Source organism: Nitrosovibrio tenuis, assembly GCF_900109785.1.
Classification (GTDB): domain Bacteria; phylum Pseudomonadota; class Gammaproteobacteria; order Burkholderiales; family Nitrosomonadaceae; genus Nitrosospira; species Nitrosospira tenuis_A.
Genome location: NZ_FOBH01000002.1, coordinates 250,268 through 265,107, shown reverse-complemented (window position 1 = coordinate 265,107; position 14,840 = coordinate 250,268). Strand labels below are relative to the sequence as shown.

The following is a 14,840-nucleotide window of genomic DNA, read 5'->3' as shown; positions in this document are numbered from 1 at the left end:
ATCCCTATTGAAGAGGATTTTCATTTTTTGCAATGAAACGGCAGACTTTCTTGTTCTGTCGATTTTGTTCTGTCCCTTAATCCCGTCATTGTGAATAATGATCAAATGAGTATCAATGTACTTGAAGCCTATGGAGCGGCCATAAATTGCCGCATGCATGCCTGATGCGCGTTTGTTTTGTATCGCATACAGCGGGTAGAGGCGGAGCTGAATTGGCTTTGCTTGAACTATTAGAGGGTCTTATAGCAAAAGGGATAGACTGCAAGGTTCTTATTCCAAAGAGAGGACCATTACTGGAACAGCTCGATCGCCTAAATGTTGAGTGGAAAATAATCGGCTACTCTCGTTGGATAGCTAGTCGTCGTCACGCGTGGATGCCAGGTCGTATCCAGCGAACAGTAAAAGCACTATTACTGACGATACCGATGGCCCGGACAATTAAAAAATGGCAGTGTGACGTCGTATGTTCTAATACTGTAGCTATTGGGATTGGAGCGTTGGCGGCGCGGCTAGCGGGCTGCCCGCATGTTTGGCATTTGCATGAGTTTGCGGATCGCGACCCCAATCTAATGTTTGATCTCGGGATACACGGGACAATTCGCTTGATGGAACGGCTTTCCGTAGCTTTTATCGCTAATTCATATGCGGTCGCTATAGATTACGCTAAATATATCAGCCAGCAAAAGTTGCGCATGATCTATCAGGCCGTCACCGTACCAAGTCAGATTGAGAAAGCGGAGCGAGATCTGGATAAACGGGTCTTCACATGTGTCATTGTAGGTTCCATAAATTTTGCGAAAGGTCAGGATGAAGCAGTTCTCGCACTAGCCGAAGTGGTGAGACGAGGAATTGATGCTAAATTGCTTATTATCGGGGATGGTAATAAGCGTTTTTGCAAGGCACTCGGGCAGCAAATATATAATTTGGGTTTGGGAAACCGAGTAAATTTCGTCGGATATGCTAAAAATCCTACACGATTCTTTCAAGAGGCAGATGTTGTGCTGGTATGTTCGCGATGGGAAGCATTCGGTCGAGCAACAGTAGAAGCAATGCTTGCTGGAATGCCTGTGATAGCTACTTCAAATAGTGGAGGTACTGCCGAGTTGATTCAAGATGGAAAAATAGGCCTACTGTATGAGTCTGGAAATTATGATGAGCTTGCGACTAAGATACAGTATTTATATGAGAACCCCGACGAAAGATCAAACTTAGGTACCGCCGCCCAAATCTGGTCAGCCGGTCGTTTTACTCAAGAGCGATATGCTAAGGAAGTGTTTGATCTTTTTAATGAAGTACTGATAATGGAAAAAAGCAAAAAAGGAAAATATTATTCCTAATTCTTTAGTTATTTCAACTTAATCCACCAGATGGAGTCGTGGTTGCTATAGTTACCAACTATAAGACAGTTGATTAAAGCGCACAAATGAGAATCCCGAAGAAAAATTAAAGCTGGGCCGCCGCCCGGCTCTGGGCAGCGGGCCGCTTTACTCAGGAGCGATATGCTCAGGAAATCTCATTCTGCTTAGCGAAGTGTTGACGGTAGAAACTGTGCCGCCAAGTCCTTCAGGTTAATGGTCTTTTCCGTGCCGTTCTCAAATCTAAATCTCCAATTATTGCTTAACGGATCGCTCTGATCCACGGGCACCGGATCCTCCGCCAGGTTTATTCCGCCTTTCCGTAAAGCATCTCTGGCTCCCTTTGCGTCCCCGGTCAACAAAAGATGCAGCGCATCCGGGATGCGCTTTTTCTTCGCATCATAGGCTTTATTCAGCCAAGGCATCATTTCAGCCAGGAGTCCATGCTTTTTATAGATAGTCGCCATCCGCGTAAGCTCATCCGCATCGTCCAGCAGATTGCCGGTCAACATGCGCCGTCCGATTGTTTCATCGGCTGTTATCCCTTGCACCGCTGGAGTGTTCGATAGCCGGGATACCCCGTATTGACTCATCAAGCCCGGGGTGGCTTCATCGACAGCGGTAGTATTTTCCAACGTGGTGAAACCTTGTGGCTCAGGTCCACCTGCTTCAGATATGGCCTGGGGCATTGTTTTTGCTGGCCTCACAACGGATCTTGTCAACCCAGGTTTGTTCGAATCCACAGCTGCGCCAGGTCTTGGTTGCCGGGTCTGGCTCCACCCTGCGACGATTTCTTCATTCGCAGCGCTGAGCCGCTCTCGCTTGCCTTTAACGATGTCAGCCTTATCCATTTTCGCCTGGTGTATTTCAGCCTCGCGATCGTCTGCCCTTGCCAACCGGCCAGCCGTATTCTGCCTGGTTTGCATATCCTGACCGCTACGAATGCCTTGGGCGAGGCCGCCTGCAAATGCGCCAAAATTAAACATGAATTTCACGCCCCCACAATATTCGATACGCTACCTGGTCCATTGTTTTTTCTCATTGTTCGGCTGTCCTGCGCAGGGTGACCTTTCGTGGCAAAGGCAATATTGTTGACCCAATGGATGAAATCTTCCCCGAGAAGTTTCACGGCCTTGGCATTCAGTACTGCTTCGCCATTCGATAACCGAATGGGCTGCCTGCCTTCTATCGTGCCAGGAATGGAATCGCTGGTAGCGTTGCCACGGCCTCGTATCAGCCCACCCAAAGAACCAGCGGAACCGGCGCTTCCCTCCAGGGGTGATAAGCCGCCTTCGCCATGGCCGATGTTTGTGCCATGAGACGATTCATGAGCGCCGCCGCCATTGATAATGCCGCCCTTGCGCAGCGCGATGGGTTTCATGATATACGCACTGCCGAGCTGGCCAATCAGGTTGCCCAGCCCGGCAGCACCGGTTGCGGAATTCTGGGCGGCCTGCTGCCATGCGTTGAGCTGCCCCTGATATTGCCCGAGGGCCAAATTGCCTGCTGCCGTGTTTGCGCCCGTGGCTCCGCCAAACCAGTTCTGTGCCGTATTCGTACCCGCGTTATGAAGCCCAGCTTTGGTGGCGAGGTTGTCGGTTGCAGAGTTGCCGGCGCTAAGCGCCGCTGCATCCGTGGCAATGCCGGTCGTGGGCATGCTTCGCCCAAATTGGGCCGCGCCCTGCCTCATCGCCATGCCCTGCAATTCAATATCCCGCCGCGCTTTATTCATGGCTCCCGCCGAATCCCTGGCAAGCCCCAGGTTAAGGTCTTTTGTTATTGACTGGAATTTACCGGAGTTGGGATTGATACCCATGCGTTCCATTGCACGTTGGTTGGATTCCAGCATTCCCCGGTAGCCGCGTGCAACGTCGGCCGCGGCTTCCGCCGCCATTCGGTCCTGGCGTTCCCGAGAATCGAACGTATTGGCGTCCTGTACCATTCGCTCTTCGACTGGCGCAAAAAGCTTGCGGTAGGTTTCCCACTGCGATTCCGCTCTGGCGGCGTTGGCGTCTTGCGACGCAATTTGCTGGCCGACGATCTTCTGGATGAGGGGATCTTGCGTTTGGGCGCGATCCTTCTCCCATGCGAGCTGTTCCCTGGCAACATCGAGCTGCTGCTGGGCGATGTCTGCATTCTGTTTTGCTGCCTGCCCGATGAGCGGATCAGGCTTCGGCGGTTTTGGGCTGCACATTGTCAAACCTCCAGTATTTTGGTTAATCCATTTTCGACGTGACGGTAACCGAGCATCTGGAAGAATCGCCCGGCCTTATTGACGGTTTTAACCGTGATATGGATTTCTCGCGCGCCGAGTTGACGCATGACGCTCTCCATGTAGGCTACGAAATGGCTTGCTACCCTGCCTTTGCGCGCTTCCGGCGACAGATAAAGCGTGTCTTCCGTCGCGATGAGTGTTTGTGTATGCGTGCTTTTGTCCAGATACATTGCGCAGTTACCTGATAAATTACCGTCAATTCTCAAGGTCAGGAGTACATAACGCCCTGCCCGCTCGTACCGGATGAATGCCGGGTAGTCCGGGTTGAACTGCAACCCATGGCGGTGCGCTTCCGTTTCGTTCCAATGCGCCTGATGCAGCGGTCTTATTTCATTGACAATCGCTTCGATGCGTTCAAGGGAAAACGTACAGCCTTTATAACTTTCCGGTCTCACCCGCGAGATCTCCAAAGTCGGTACGAGCGTTTCAATCCGGCCGGCCGCCACGCAAATTTCAGCGGCCAGCCCCGCAGATAAAGGAACGCCGATATGGGTCTTGAGCAGGGAAATCAATTCAGAATTCATTAACCGTCCATCCGTGAAATAAGTTGCTCGAGCGCATGGCGCACAGTGTTGGTGTAGGCGTACAGCGCCTCGCACTCCGCCTTTGTGGGTATTGCCGAAAAAGTCAACAGCTGAAATCCGGGGACCGCGATCTTATTAGCGCGCCGCCCCGTCAATATTTCAATCATGGTTTTAAGCCACTCGGGTGTTCCGGCGGGCACGCCCGGCTTTTTGGTACGGGGCGTAACCACCGTGCCGGTAGCCAGGAGCGACTCAACCACAATGCCGTCGCTGATAACGCCAGTGCTGGTGCTGTTTCCCTGCCCGGATGCCATAACGGCGAGAACATGTGCCTGGATGATTGCTCCTGCGGCTGTAATGTTTCCCTGCGCCGATGGCGCGGGGGCCAGGCCGCCGTTGCCGAGCGTTATAGTTCCGGTGCTGGCGGTATTGATCTGCGCCGAACTGCTTGGCAGCAGAATATAAGCTTGTGCTATCCCCGCCGTACGGGAATCATTCGCTTGCACTGCCGTTGCTATAAGCAGGACATGAACCTGGACAGCCGCACCGGTACCGGCGGTATTGCTCTGGGAGGCTGCCCCCCCGGCAAGGGTAAATGCATACGCGACAGCGCCTATCCCGGATGCGTTGCCTTGCGCGCTTGCCGCCCCCGCCAGGCCATGATTTCCGCTAACCGCTGTGGTACCGCCTGTGTTCCCCTGGCTGGAAGCCGTTCCGGCAAGTATGTGATCCTGAACGATCGCAGCCACACCCACAGTGTTTGTCTGGATGCAGGCAGCCGCGATTAGATTGCTGCTGCTGGCGCTGAATATTCGTCTGGCCGGTGCCCGCAATAACGAAAATTTATTGTCGTATCGGCTTCTTGCCTCCGAAGCGTTCAGCGCCTTGTTGAAGTAGACCGCATAGTTCAGCAGGCCCGAGCCGGGTATTGAAACACCCGCGTCCGTTTGCCCTGCTCCGATCACGAACTCTGGACTGGCGTACCCACCGTAGGCGTCGCCGGCGGCTGTAGTCGCTTCTAAAACTCCGTTGACGTATAGATAAATATTTGTGCCATCACTGACACCCAGCAGATGAACCGGGATATTTACCGCCGCGGATGAAATTGATATCGCCTGTTTTGGTGCACCTGCATAAATATAGAATAAAAACCTGCCAGCCGAGTCAATTCGCAATTCGCGGTCATGCGATACGGCATTGGGCGCCTCCTGAATCCCACAAATGTACTGGCTGGCAGCCGCATTCGGGATGTAGTGCGCCTCAAGACTAAACCTTATAAGCGCGGCGGACGGAGCAGTGAAATAGCTGCTGGTACTGCCGCTGGTCTTGAATGCCGGGCCGTCCCTGCCTACGGATATGCTTGCGCCCGTATTTGAGAAAGAGCGTTTTGAATTTCCGGCATCGTTTAGTTGCCACCCCGCCGCGAAATAGGCCTGCTCGATGTGGCGCGTAAGCAGGTTCGCGTCGTTCAGCGCCGCAGCGTACTGCGGCTGCTGCTTGAACCTGTTCGGCAGGAGCAGGGCAGACACCTACGCCGATGCCCCGGTAATGTCTGCCCTGTAAACATTCCCGAAAGCAAGCGCGACGCCCATATCGTTTTTAACCACCAGCTTGAGGTAGCGTGTAACCGGCAAACCCTGCAGACTGAAGAATTTCCTGTGCGTGGTGTTGTCGTTGCAGGGCAAGGTACCAATCCAGTGAAGATCGAGTTCATTGGTGGTCGAGGCGCCGCTTTCCGGGCCACTGCCGAAATTGGTATTGTCCAGCGATAGCTTGGCAAAAAGGATGAGTTGTCGGTTTCCGGTCGTGGCAGCGCTTGGAGCGCATTCGACCTCGAGCGTGACATCCAGGGGAATAGCGGCCCCGAGATCTATAACGGACGAGGCTGCATACGTAGCGCTTGCCAGCGTTCCAAGGCTGAGTACGGGCGCGCTGCGCGCGCCCTGTGCTTGCGTGAAGGCCGCCATTATTGCATTCTCCGAATCTCTTCAGTATTCATGATCAGGTCGGCTGGCTGCTGGTATAAGTCAAACTGGGGAAATTGACCGTATTGCCGCTGGTCACCACCTGATCCGAGGTCTCATCCGTTACCCACAGCACTTTGCTGACGTTATCGGTGAACGCGATGTGCAGGTTGGGGGACGCGCCGGAACTGGCGGACGCCGTTGCACTCTTGGCGGCAACAGTGAGGACGCGCGCTGCGCCGTCCGCTCCGGAGAGGCTATAGTCGCCGGAAATCATTGCTACGGTGCAAATCGCGTTGGCGGTAACGGTTGCATAACCGTCCGCGGTGCTATAGGCCTTCAGCAACAGCATGCGAATTGCGTTATTCTTGATCGCATTCAGTCCGCCATCCAGTACGTCGGCGTGAGCGTATTTCGCCATTCGGTTCTCCTCCATAAAAAAAAGCCGCCCGCAGGTCGCGAACGGCTCGTGATTTGCATCGTCTCCCCGGAACGCGGAAAACAGAAGTCTCTTTCAGATATTTGGTGCCAGATCGATGAGTGAGTCGTTAGGCCTGCCAGGTCGTCACGCCTGCTTCAACCCATCCATCGTCTCAGCCAGTACTACGCCTGTAACCTTTACATTACCGGATAGCACAACCTCCACGTTATCGGCCTTATAGCCGCCGGGCAAGCGGAAAGCACGGGCATTTTTGAGCTGCTTGGTAAACTTCATCGCGCCATCCGACCAAAGCTGGAATTGCAGCGAATCGATAGCGAGAGGCGGGATCTCCGGCATCTCATCTCCACCTATCTCCCGGACGCCCAGCGAGGGGTCTGCCAAACCATCGTCCATTGCGGCGATTGTGATCCATGCCTGATTCGTGGCTATCGCCGCGGCGTAAGCCGCCTGTGCGCCGGCGGATTCCGCTTCCGTCATTTCGAAGTCAGCGTCGATCTTGGCGGCCCCATAATTGATGGGCGACGCCGTTATGAATCTCTTGCTCTTCCACTCGTACGAAAGCTTTGTTCCCGCGTCCCCTTCCCACCGGTAAATTTTCTTGTCGAGCGTAACGTAGAGTTCGCCTGTCCACGGATCGGCCCAGATACCCGTGATTTTCTGGTTCACCTTGATAAAGGATGCCGGTTCGGCTTTGTCGATCACGAACATGAGCGAGCTTCCGTTCGCTGTGTAACCGCAGTAATAGCGGTTATCGGCGGAGGCGGCGATGAACGTTTCAGGGTTGAGTTCAGACCATTCTCGTTGCGTGAACAGATCCTTGGTCACGACATCGCTGTTTGTCCCAATGATTACCATGCCTTGAGGTGCCGGATAACCCACGCCGAAGGCAAAACTTGCAGCGCCGCGCTTGGCCAGGCACGGCCAGGCCACGCCGAGCTTCTCCATTCCCCCACCCATCGTGGCGGGTTCAACGCCGGTAATGGTGAAGGGGTTGCCCTTTGTCATGCCCACGAGCGTCGTGCCCGTTACGCCGATGGCGATGATGTCCTGGTCGTACGTCTGCCGGTAAGCAGTTGGCCATGCGTAAGGCTTGAATGGCTCTGAGAAATACACCTCATTTCCGCGGAATCCGCATGCAATGCCGTTCGCGAGGACAAGGATGCCTTTCATATCAGCCGGAGGCATCGACCAGGACGTGGATGGCAACATCTCGCCCAGATTCGCATCCGCGACGGTATCGTTGTATAGGGTGGCGGCTGCCGTAATGGTCGCTACGTACTGGTACTCTGTCCCGTTTGAAGTGGTCAACGTGCGGTAGACGCGCTTGTTCATGCCACTGGTGTTGTGAGGCGCAACCCGGCTCCACGTTCCCCCCGCAATGTAAGCCTGTGCGGTAGCCAGCGATACGATCACTTTCTTTGCGGATGAATCAACGGCAACCAAGGCGAATTTACCGTTCAGATCGGTCATTCCGGCGATGGAAGTGAACCTAAGCTCTTCGCTCGCGCGTAACCCAAATACACTGTCGAGCGTAACGGTTACCTGTCCGGCAGCTGGGGTATCCCTGACCACGGCTGTTATGATTCCGAAGTTCGGTGGCGCGGCATCCATATCGGAAAGCGCCCAGGTAGCATCGACTTTTCCGGTTGTAAGGGTTGAAGCAGGAGAAGGCGCGGACTCTTCCCCCCATTGCGTAACGAACGTATAGGCATACGCCCGCGACACCATGGTCGCGCTTGCTCCTCCTGCAGGCGCCACGCCTGCCTTTTTGACAGGAGGCGCGACCCCCAGCACGTAACAGCCGGAAGGATAAGGGCCGGCGCCAGCGGTCGCGGTGTCATAATCCGATACGCGCGGCTCACCGTCTCCGCTATAGTAAAAACGCCCCGAAGCGTTGTCTGCAACGGGCGAACGCGCTACGTCCACGTCTTTATCCCACGCCAGCCATTTTTCGTTGCCGCCCTTCTCCATGCGAAACATGGAAACGATGTCATCCCTAACGACGGGAGCGAATACCAGCTTCAGTCCGTTTCGCGGGCGCAGATCGCCGCTCGTCAAATTGCAGTTGGTAGCCGTCTGCGCCTGATTCGGCGCGAGCAATTGCTTTGCCAGCCGTGGAATAAGCCCGGAAAAACCCGATATGCGAAAAGCTGTCATAATAAAAATGTGAGACTGAAAGCCAGTGTATGTTTGTCCAAAATCGGTGTTGGCAAACGGTTAAACCGCGTTCCCCGTCCCGGCCGCACCATTGCCGGTTTTATCTGCCACCAAAGCGGGTGTAGTGTTATGCCCGCGGGATAATACAACGGGATAATGCAAGGGGACAACCCATCAGGCTGTCCCCATGCACTGCTTGTATTCGGTTTCCCGCCGTTTTACCAGGCCCTGCAATATTTTCCCGCCCTGCCGGTTCCAGCGCTTGATCTCGATGCAGGCACCCTCGTAATCGCCAGCGTTCAGCTTTTTCACCAAGGTAGAACCACAGAACGCCTGCGCGCCTATGTTGTAGGCCAGACTTACCAAAGCGTCGTACTCATGCTGATGCAGTGGCACGGTTACACACTGTTTTATGGCTCCCTCAAACTTTGAGGCATCCGCGAGGGCGCGGGCCAATGCTCTCGGCGGGGTGATGGTATCCCCCATCCTGACGCCGTCGGTCGTACCGAAGCCTATGGTCGGCACATCATCCGGCGTCGGCATATAAGCGATTTCGCGATAATTCTCATGCATGGCCAACCCGACAAATGCCGAGGCGGATAGAACAAGTGCCGCGATTGCAGACCGCTTAGTCGTTTGCCTGATCATTTTTTCACCTCGACCGTTGGGGCGTCACAGCGCTGCCGCAGCAAATGCCCTATCAGGTCCGTTCGTCTCTATTGTTAGAAATACATTTAATCCCGCGACTTCGCCAGCTGTATCAGACCTGAAACGATCAGGCACAATCCGCACGTCACCAGTCCGGCATCAGCTCCTCCATTTATCCATGAGCCGGCTGAAAGTGATGAGATGCCCAGGTACGTTATCGGCCAACCCTTGAACCAGTTCATTTCCCTGCTCTCGCAATACCGGAGCGGATAGTCGGCACATCTTCCCTGATGAGCAGGTACGCCTCGTCCTTGAGGACGTCATGCACAGCTATATCGGCCCGCACAGATGGAGAAAAGACCATGTCCTGAACCATGAAGGGGATCTGAGGCATAGGTGGCTTGATCATTTATACCTCGATAAACAGTCGAGTTTTGCCCGGATGTCTTCCTTCAAATCACCCGTATTAATATCCGCGCAGGGGGGCGGATTGGGCAGCTTGGCCTTCACGCCGGTTTTACCGGGGACCGGTTCCTTCTGATCTTTCGGCTCAGGGCTTTCGACGGGGGGTGATGCGGGTAACTCAGATTCTTCATTCTTTATAACGGCCGGAGTTACCGTGCATGCCACGAGAACGGCAGCTGAGAAAATAGCAAGGTAGCGCATCACCGTCTCCTTTGAGGCCAATGGTCAATTATCCTGTCCAACTTTTCATTGAACTCGCGCATCGTTTCGCGCTGCTCGGTTCGTATGGCCTTTACCTCGTCACCCAATCGCTGGTTCGTCTGCTCCTGGTACAGTTCACCCCTTTTCAGCGTGGCGATATCGTTTTGCAAGTCGTTGTACGTCGCCACCCCTGACGCAACGAGGCCGGCTACCGCGATGATTCCACCGAACGATAGCGTGTAGGTCGACGGGCCTCGCCGTCTTTCCACCCTTTGGGGGCTCTCGTCATCAGCCATGATCAGAACAGGCTCGCCAAGACCACAATCACAATCACGGCAGCGGCGATCAAGATTGCGCTCGTCCATCTGGATGACTTCAGCTTGTCCAGCAGCGAATCAGCCCCGCCTTCCATCCTGGCATCCACATTTTTCGATGTATCCACCACATAGTCCGCAGCCTGTCCGATTTTGGCTCTGGCTTCGTCCCCTGCTTTTTCCCATACTGATTTCGGCATTCAAATCTCCATTTGTTGTAGTTAACGATTAACCTCAACTCTCCCGAACTCTCGCAACTGCCTGTGTTGCAGGTATCTGTATTGCCGGTGTTTTTGTACAGCTCAACCGTCTTTCTCCGGATCGCCCGTTCAATGCCTGCGCTCGAGATTTTTATCGTCGAATCACATCCTGTGTTTGATGGAGCCTTCGAGCGGGGGGTTGTTTACCGCCTCTACAAAATAAAAAAGCCGCCCGTGGGCGGCATGTCTCGGTTTCCGCACTTAAAGATATTCTCGTCCGTATGTCCGTTTACCAGAATCGGTTTACCCGAAGCCGACGAACAAATAGTACAAAAAATCAGAAGAACGACTGTCTACGGGCAATACCAGTACCCACTATGCCGCCCCGTTGACTTGCAAGGTTATAAAAGTGAACTGGATTCGGTCACCATTGGATCGCGTCCAGTTGTGCTTGGGTGGGATCATCGCCCAGTGCGGCGATCTGGTCCCTCAGCTTCTGCCTCTTTCCGGTAAGCGCCCCATGCGCCGGTGCATACAGATTTATGTTATCGATGATCTTGGCGGCCAATTGGGCCTTCGTTATTCCTCGGCCTGCTGCCGCAGCATCCATCCACGGGGTCGCCGTGCCGGGGTCGCGTAGCCACGCCCGAGCTTCTGCTTCCTGTTTTGCCCAGCTTCCGATTTCCTCCTCGGGATATTCGTTCGTCATCGCATTTGCGGCAGCCTGATACGCGGCATTGATGCGGCTGAGTGCGGCCGCTTTAAGTTCACTGGGCGCAGGCGGAGGTGGAGCTGGAGATCGCGGAGCGGCGGCCATCCAGGCGTCAATGAATGACTGAAAGTCCGCAATGCTTTCCAGGGGCGTGTTGGCTGCCGTGTCGTACTCGATATGCCCGCTGACGCCATTCCATTGCACGGCGCGAATATCTGTTTGAAGCGCAGAAAGGTCAATGCGCCTGAATATCCCGTCAACCCCCACAATGCCGTCTTCCCGTATGATGGTCATGCGCATGTCCTTTTCCCTCCTTCCAGAGTCTGCTGTGCCGCTGCCAGTAGAACCTGTTGCGTCTGTACTCCCTGTTTTACCATTTCGTTGCGGAAGGCCTCGGTAGCAGCCGCGCCCCTGCGCGACTCGCTGGCGGTATTGATGGTAAGTGCCGGCATCCAGGCAATGGCGCAGCCCCACTGATCCACTTCTTTCCCGGTATTGACATCCGTTCCGCGCACCCGAACATACCAGGGACAACGATATAGCACCTGTTTTCCATCCTCTGTTTTAACTTCTTCGCACTTCGCCCCGAGCGGGCACTCGGCAATTTTGATTTCCATTAGTCTTTGCTCGCCAGAATCATGTCAACATACTGGACCGCCAGGTTAATGGCTGTGCCGGCAAAAAAGTGGGTATGTGAACCGCCGCCTCCCACATAATCTGAGTACGCAGTAGCAGCTGCGAGATTTCCATCTGTCGGATTGTAATCAGGGTACACGGTTCCAGATGATCCATTCCCGACGACGACCCCGTGCCTGTGAGAAGGTATTTGGGCCTCTGTTAGAGTTGTTGCACTGTTAGATCCTGTAACTGCCTGTGAAGCGAACGCGGTGGTAAACGCTACCGATCCGCCGGAGCCTCCGCCTGTGCCGCTCACAATTCTCAGCGCTTTATCGTTGTGTGCGGTTACCTGGGTCCACCCCGTAGGGGCGGCAGCCTGGAAGAATGACATGACCGTCCCGGATGGGATGAGCGCGGAGGGCGCGGCACCCAGCGTTGCGCGCGCCGCTGGCGCATCCGCTGCGCCAAGCAATCCGCGGATGAAGGCGGATAATCCGGTCAGCCCTGCAGCGCCCGGTCCGGTAAAGTAGGGCAAGGTGTCGGCGGAGCTCGATAACGCACCGAAAGCCGCCAGGTTCGTATTGGAAAGAGACTCCTGCAGGGCGGCATTAGTCAACCCGGCCACGAAATAGTCGCCAGCCGCCCAGGTTCTTGGGACGGTCCCGTCGAGGCCGCGCCCGCCCGGCGCGATGGTCATCGCATCGGTACTGCGCGCCTCGACCTTTACGATTTCACGGTTTCCGGACGCGTCCTTGAAGATCCCATAGAAATAATCACCCGTGCCGAGCGATGGAAAAAGGATGCCTTTGCCCGCTTCCACCGTAAAGCTCAGGCCGCTCGTCCCGATGGGGGCTGAACTGACAATGGCCTTGCCAAAATTGGAGAATTTGAGTCCCATGTCTTACCCTTCAGTTAAACCAGCCATTGCAACCAGGCTTCGCCATTTCCGCAAAGGCGGGAAATTCGAATGTCATTTTAGGGCGACCCTACATACCTTTTTCGTTGCGACGCCCTTATGTCCTTCCCATAATCCGGGTTCTTAATGGTGCACGGGTGTAGCTTCTCGCCACTCTCATTCCGGCATCCGCCGTCTTGACCAGGAATTGCTGGCTGTGGTACTGCGCCAGTTGCGCATTCGTATAAGGCTTCCTGGGTGACAGCATCAGCCGCGCCAGCGCGCCGTGAACGATTGCCTCGCGGTATTCGTTGAATATGAAATCATCAATCCCCGCAGCGGTAGGGGATGGCTTGAGGGCGATGGTCATGCTAAGCGTTCCTGCAACATCGGGAACAGGGACCAGCGTTACCGATGGGGCGGCACCGAAAATATATTCCGGCATGCCCGTCTTTCTGCTCCAACCGGCCGTCCATGTATCCGCTTCCCGAATACGGGAATTGATTTCCTTGCCATCGAATTCCGCATGGATGATGGCGTGCATCATGGCCTCGGCAGGCGCGACAACGCCATAAGAGGCAATCCCAATCGTTACTGGTATCGATGGATGCTCGTATTTCCATGCCAACGACTGTTCGCAGAAAGAAGTGGCAGCCTGACGCAAGGCGGCATCCATCGCTTCAAATGGGCAGCCTGGGGTATCAGGCACTGCCAGGTCGTAAAAAGCGCTCCAAAGTTTCATGGTTGTGCCTCGGCTTCGAATAATTGCGCAAACGTTGCGGCACGTCCCGAGTTCACATGCTCATCGTCGGCCATTTCCGCCCGGGCCGTCACATAATCGGCCAGTGTCTGGACATAGCAGGCGGGCAGAGGAAACGCATCGGCAGGCGCCGCCTCGCCGGTCGGCAGGCTGCCAAACCGCCCGACGAACAAGTCCGGTCTGCGCTTGAGAATTTGCAGCATGCCGTGATTGGCGTAAATGAGCAGCGCGGCATTCGAATACCGTGCCTTGTCCTCGTCGTTAAGCGGCATGCGCGCCACATCGATAACCGATTGGTACGTAAAGGCCATTATTCGGCCTCAGCCTGATGTTTTCCGAACAGCGCGATGACCTTGTGCCGCAGTGTGGTTTCACTCAGGCGCTTGTCCAGTCGTTCGTTGTATTCGCGCTGGGCAAATGTAACCAGCGCGTCTTTACCCATGCCATGGAAATCGAATACAGGAAGTGGTTCTTCAACCGGTTTTTGCATGTGCGCCAATCCAATAGGTTCGGCCTCAACCGGTTGTTCATCCCGCATACCTAGCCATGTATCGGTATAAATGAACAGCCGCTCGGCGACTTCGGCCGTCACGTTACGAACCTGTCCTGGATGCCACCTTAATCCGATACCGTTGATGCTGTCTGTCTTGACTGTGGCGCCGATATATTTGACTTGCGGCATACACAACACTCCATAAAAGGGGCGACCCGCCTCCAGGCGGACGTCGCCCTAGGCCGTTGGTAAATTATTTGATACCCGCGGCATCACCTTTGACTATTGCCGTCACTTTGCCGGGGGTGAAGGTCGCGGCCGATGCGGTCAGCGTGACGACCAGATATACCGGCTTCTCGAACTTGATAGGCTGGAATGCCAAAGAATTGCGGCCCGCGGCGTTGAGGAAGGTTTTGCCCGCCGAGGCAAAGTAATCATCGACCGCGGGACCATCCGCGGGGTTGAGCGGCGCATAGCCCACCTTGCATGCAATGGTCGGCGCAGCATTGGAATCGAGATCGTCGTTAACGATGTCGATATCGGTAACCTCCACCCCCGCCGGGATAATCAAGGGCCGGTAAACGTCGCCCGACGTTCCGGCCGCAGGCGCCACCGAACCCCATGTAACCGCCGCATTGCCATACGCGCCCATGTACCGGGCTTTGCTGTTCAAATCTGGTGCATTAAAAATTGCCATAAAAACTCCTTGAAGAGGGTGAATTGAAGGCAGGATTTGTAGAAGCGAGGTCGGAAAGTCCAGAAAGGCCTTTCCCGCCAAAACAGGGGCAGAGACCGGATTATTCGCGTAGCGTCATCT

General features: G+C 54.9%; 21 protein-coding genes. 1 reads left to right on the top strand and 20 read right to left on the bottom strand.

Features of this window, described 5'->3' with window-relative positions:
- The first annotated feature begins 212 nt into the window (after positions 1-212).
- On the top strand, positions 213-1,337 hold the full coding sequence (locus BMX00_RS03975) for a glycosyltransferase family 4 protein (RefSeq protein ID WP_245727668.1): 1,125 nt from the start codon (positions 213-215) through the stop codon (positions 1,335-1,337).
- Positions 1,338-1,522: 185 nt separating this feature from the next.
- Here the strand turns inward: BMX00_RS03975 and BMX00_RS03970 are convergent, their stop codons facing one another.
- The 20 genes from BMX00_RS03970 to BMX00_RS03885 all read right to left on the bottom strand — a co-directional run bounded on the left by BMX00_RS03970 (position 1,523) and on the right by BMX00_RS03885 (position 14,720).
- Positions 1,523-2,341, bottom strand: a complete 819-nt coding sequence (locus BMX00_RS03970) for a hypothetical protein (protein WP_090827340.1) — start codon at positions 2,339-2,341, stop codon at positions 1,523-1,525.
- 5 nt (positions 2,342-2,346) lie between these two features.
- Positions 2,347-3,549, bottom strand: coding sequence for a hypothetical protein (locus BMX00_RS03965; protein WP_090827338.1), 1,203 nt, complete (start codon positions 3,547-3,549; stop codon positions 2,347-2,349).
- A 2-nt stretch (positions 3,550-3,551) separates the two neighbouring features.
- Positions 3,552-4,154, bottom strand: coding sequence for a GNAT family N-acetyltransferase (locus tag BMX00_RS03960; protein ID WP_090827335.1), 603 nt, complete (start codon positions 4,152-4,154; stop codon positions 3,552-3,554).
- Entirely contained in the window at positions 4,154-5,683 is a 1,530-nt protein-coding gene (locus BMX00_RS03955) for a LamG-like jellyroll fold domain-containing protein (protein WP_090827333.1), read from the bottom strand. Before BMX00_RS03955 ends, BMX00_RS03960 begins: the two co-directional genes overlap by 1 nt.
- Entirely contained in the window at positions 5,684-6,121 is a 438-nt protein-coding gene (locus tag BMX00_RS03950) for a hypothetical protein (protein ID WP_090827331.1), read from the bottom strand. It lies immediately after the preceding gene.
- Between the two features lie 34 nt (positions 6,122-6,155).
- Positions 6,156-6,539 (bottom strand): hypothetical protein, encoded by a 384-nt coding sequence (locus BMX00_RS03945; protein ID WP_090827329.1) that lies wholly within the window; start codon positions 6,537-6,539, stop codon positions 6,156-6,158.
- Positions 6,540-6,683: 144 nt separating this feature from the next.
- Positions 6,684-8,717: a hypothetical protein gene (locus tag BMX00_RS03940; protein ID WP_090827328.1), complete on the bottom strand. Its 2,034-nt coding sequence runs from the start codon at positions 8,715-8,717 to the stop codon at positions 6,684-6,686.
- 174 nt (positions 8,718-8,891) lie between these two features.
- The gene (locus BMX00_RS03935) at positions 8,892-9,365 is read right to left on the bottom strand and encodes a lysozyme (protein WP_090827326.1); all 474 of its coding nucleotides are present in this window, start codon (positions 9,363-9,365) and stop codon (positions 8,892-8,894) included.
- 86 nt (positions 9,366-9,451) lie between these two features.
- Positions 9,452-9,607, bottom strand: a complete 156-nt coding sequence (locus BMX00_RS14540; RefSeq protein ID WP_177171753.1) for a hypothetical protein — start codon at positions 9,605-9,607, stop codon at positions 9,452-9,454.
- Positions 9,604-9,774 (bottom strand): hypothetical protein, encoded by a 171-nt coding sequence (locus BMX00_RS14535; protein WP_177171752.1) that lies wholly within the window; start codon positions 9,772-9,774, stop codon positions 9,604-9,606. The genes BMX00_RS14540 and BMX00_RS14535 overlap by 4 nt, the downstream gene beginning before the upstream one ends.
- A complete protein-coding gene (locus tag BMX00_RS03930; RefSeq protein ID WP_090827324.1) occupies positions 9,771-10,031 on the bottom strand; it encodes a hypothetical protein in 261 nt (86 codons plus the stop codon). Before BMX00_RS03930 ends, BMX00_RS14535 begins: the two co-directional genes overlap by 4 nt.
- A complete protein-coding gene (locus BMX00_RS03925; protein ID WP_090827320.1) occupies positions 10,031-10,327 on the bottom strand; it encodes a hypothetical protein in 297 nt (98 codons plus the stop codon). Before BMX00_RS03925 ends, BMX00_RS03930 begins: the two co-directional genes overlap by 1 nt.
- 2 nt (positions 10,328-10,329) lie before the next feature.
- On the bottom strand, positions 10,330-10,545 hold the full coding sequence (locus tag BMX00_RS03920) for a hypothetical protein (RefSeq protein ID WP_090827318.1): 216 nt from the start codon (positions 10,543-10,545) through the stop codon (positions 10,330-10,332).
- Between the two features lie 424 nt (positions 10,546-10,969).
- Positions 10,970-11,557 (bottom strand): hypothetical protein, encoded by a 588-nt coding sequence (locus tag BMX00_RS14705; protein WP_218141478.1) that lies wholly within the window; start codon positions 11,555-11,557, stop codon positions 10,970-10,972.
- Positions 11,548-11,874: a hypothetical protein gene (locus tag BMX00_RS03910; RefSeq protein WP_090827316.1), complete on the bottom strand. Its 327-nt coding sequence runs from the start codon at positions 11,872-11,874 to the stop codon at positions 11,548-11,550. The genes BMX00_RS14705 and BMX00_RS03910 overlap by 10 nt, the downstream gene beginning before the upstream one ends.
- Positions 11,874-12,773, bottom strand: coding sequence for a hypothetical protein (locus BMX00_RS03905; RefSeq protein WP_090827312.1), 900 nt, complete (start codon positions 12,771-12,773; stop codon positions 11,874-11,876). The genes BMX00_RS03910 and BMX00_RS03905 overlap by 1 nt, the downstream gene beginning before the upstream one ends.
- A gap of 115 nt (positions 12,774-12,888) precedes the next feature.
- The gene (locus BMX00_RS03900; RefSeq protein WP_090827310.1) at positions 12,889-13,512 is read right to left on the bottom strand and encodes a phage adaptor protein; all 624 of its coding nucleotides are present in this window, start codon (positions 13,510-13,512) and stop codon (positions 12,889-12,891) included.
- Complete coding sequence (locus tag BMX00_RS03895) at positions 13,509-13,841, bottom strand: DUF6682 family protein (protein ID WP_090827308.1); 333 nt, start codon at positions 13,839-13,841, stop codon at positions 13,509-13,511. The genes BMX00_RS03900 and BMX00_RS03895 overlap by 4 nt, the downstream gene beginning before the upstream one ends.
- A complete protein-coding gene (locus tag BMX00_RS03890; protein WP_090827306.1) occupies positions 13,841-14,212 on the bottom strand; it encodes a hypothetical protein in 372 nt (123 codons plus the stop codon). Before BMX00_RS03890 ends, BMX00_RS03895 begins: the two co-directional genes overlap by 1 nt.
- A 64-nt stretch (positions 14,213-14,276) precedes the next feature.
- Entirely contained in the window at positions 14,277-14,720 is a 444-nt protein-coding gene (locus tag BMX00_RS03885) for a hypothetical protein (protein WP_090827304.1), read from the bottom strand.
- Positions 14,721-14,840: the final 120 nt, after the last annotated feature.

Excerpts from the sequence above, each read along its gene's own strand:
- BMX00_RS03960 (WP_090827335.1), bottom strand. The coding sequence starts at position 4,154 with ATGAATTCTGAATTGATTTCCCTGCTCAAGACCCATATCGGCGTTCCT.
- BMX00_RS03950 (WP_090827331.1), bottom strand. The coding sequence starts at position 6,121 with ATGGCGGCCTTCACGCAAGCACAGGGCGCGCGCAGCGCGCCCGTACTC.
- BMX00_RS03925 (WP_090827320.1), bottom strand. The coding sequence starts at position 10,327 with ATGGCTGATGACGAGAGCCCCCAAAGGGTGGAAAGACGGCGAGGCCCG.
- BMX00_RS14540 (WP_177171753.1), bottom strand. The coding sequence starts at position 9,607 with ATGAACTGGTTCAAGGGTTGGCCGATAACGTACCTGGGCATCTCATCA.
- BMX00_RS03890 (WP_090827306.1), bottom strand. The coding sequence starts at position 14,212 with ATGCCGCAAGTCAAATATATCGGCGCCACAGTCAAGACAGACAGCATC.
- BMX00_RS03905 (WP_090827312.1), bottom strand. The coding sequence starts at position 12,773 with ATGGGACTCAAATTCTCCAATTTTGGCAAGGCCATTGTCAGTTCAGCC.
- BMX00_RS03895 (WP_090827308.1), bottom strand. The coding sequence starts at position 13,841 with ATGGCCTTTACGTACCAATCGGTTATCGATGTGGCGCGCATGCCGCTT.
- BMX00_RS03930 (WP_090827324.1), bottom strand. The coding sequence starts at position 10,031 with ATGCGCTACCTTGCTATTTTCTCAGCTGCCGTTCTCGTGGCATGCACG.
- BMX00_RS03885 (WP_090827304.1), bottom strand. The coding sequence starts at position 14,720 with ATGGCAATTTTTAATGCACCAGATTTGAACAGCAAAGCCCGGTACATG.
- BMX00_RS14535 (WP_177171752.1), bottom strand. The coding sequence starts at position 9,774 with ATGATCAAGCCACCTATGCCTCAGATCCCCTTCATGGTTCAGGACATG.
- BMX00_RS03945 (WP_090827329.1), bottom strand. The coding sequence starts at position 6,539 with ATGGCGAAATACGCTCACGCCGACGTACTGGATGGCGGACTGAATGCG.
- BMX00_RS03900 (WP_090827310.1), bottom strand. The coding sequence starts at position 13,512 with ATGAAACTTTGGAGCGCTTTTTACGACCTGGCAGTGCCTGATACCCCA.
- BMX00_RS03910 (WP_090827316.1), bottom strand. The coding sequence starts at position 11,874 with ATGGAAATCAAAATTGCCGAGTGCCCGCTCGGGGCGAAGTGCGAAGAA.
- BMX00_RS03940 (WP_090827328.1), bottom strand. The coding sequence starts at position 8,717 with ATGACAGCTTTTCGCATATCGGGTTTTTCCGGGCTTATTCCACGGCTG.
- BMX00_RS03920 (WP_090827318.1), bottom strand. The coding sequence starts at position 10,545 with ATGCCGAAATCAGTATGGGAAAAAGCAGGGGACGAAGCCAGAGCCAAA.
- BMX00_RS03935 (WP_090827326.1), bottom strand. The coding sequence starts at position 9,365 with ATGATCAGGCAAACGACTAAGCGGTCTGCAATCGCGGCACTTGTTCTA.
- BMX00_RS03970 (WP_090827340.1), bottom strand. The coding sequence starts at position 2,341 with ATGTTTAATTTTGGCGCATTTGCAGGCGGCCTCGCCCAAGGCATTCGT.
- BMX00_RS14705 (WP_218141478.1), bottom strand. The coding sequence starts at position 11,557 with ATGCGCATGACCATCATACGGGAAGACGGCATTGTGGGGGTTGACGGG.
- BMX00_RS03965 (WP_090827338.1), bottom strand. The coding sequence starts at position 3,549 with ATGTGCAGCCCAAAACCGCCGAAGCCTGATCCGCTCATCGGGCAGGCA.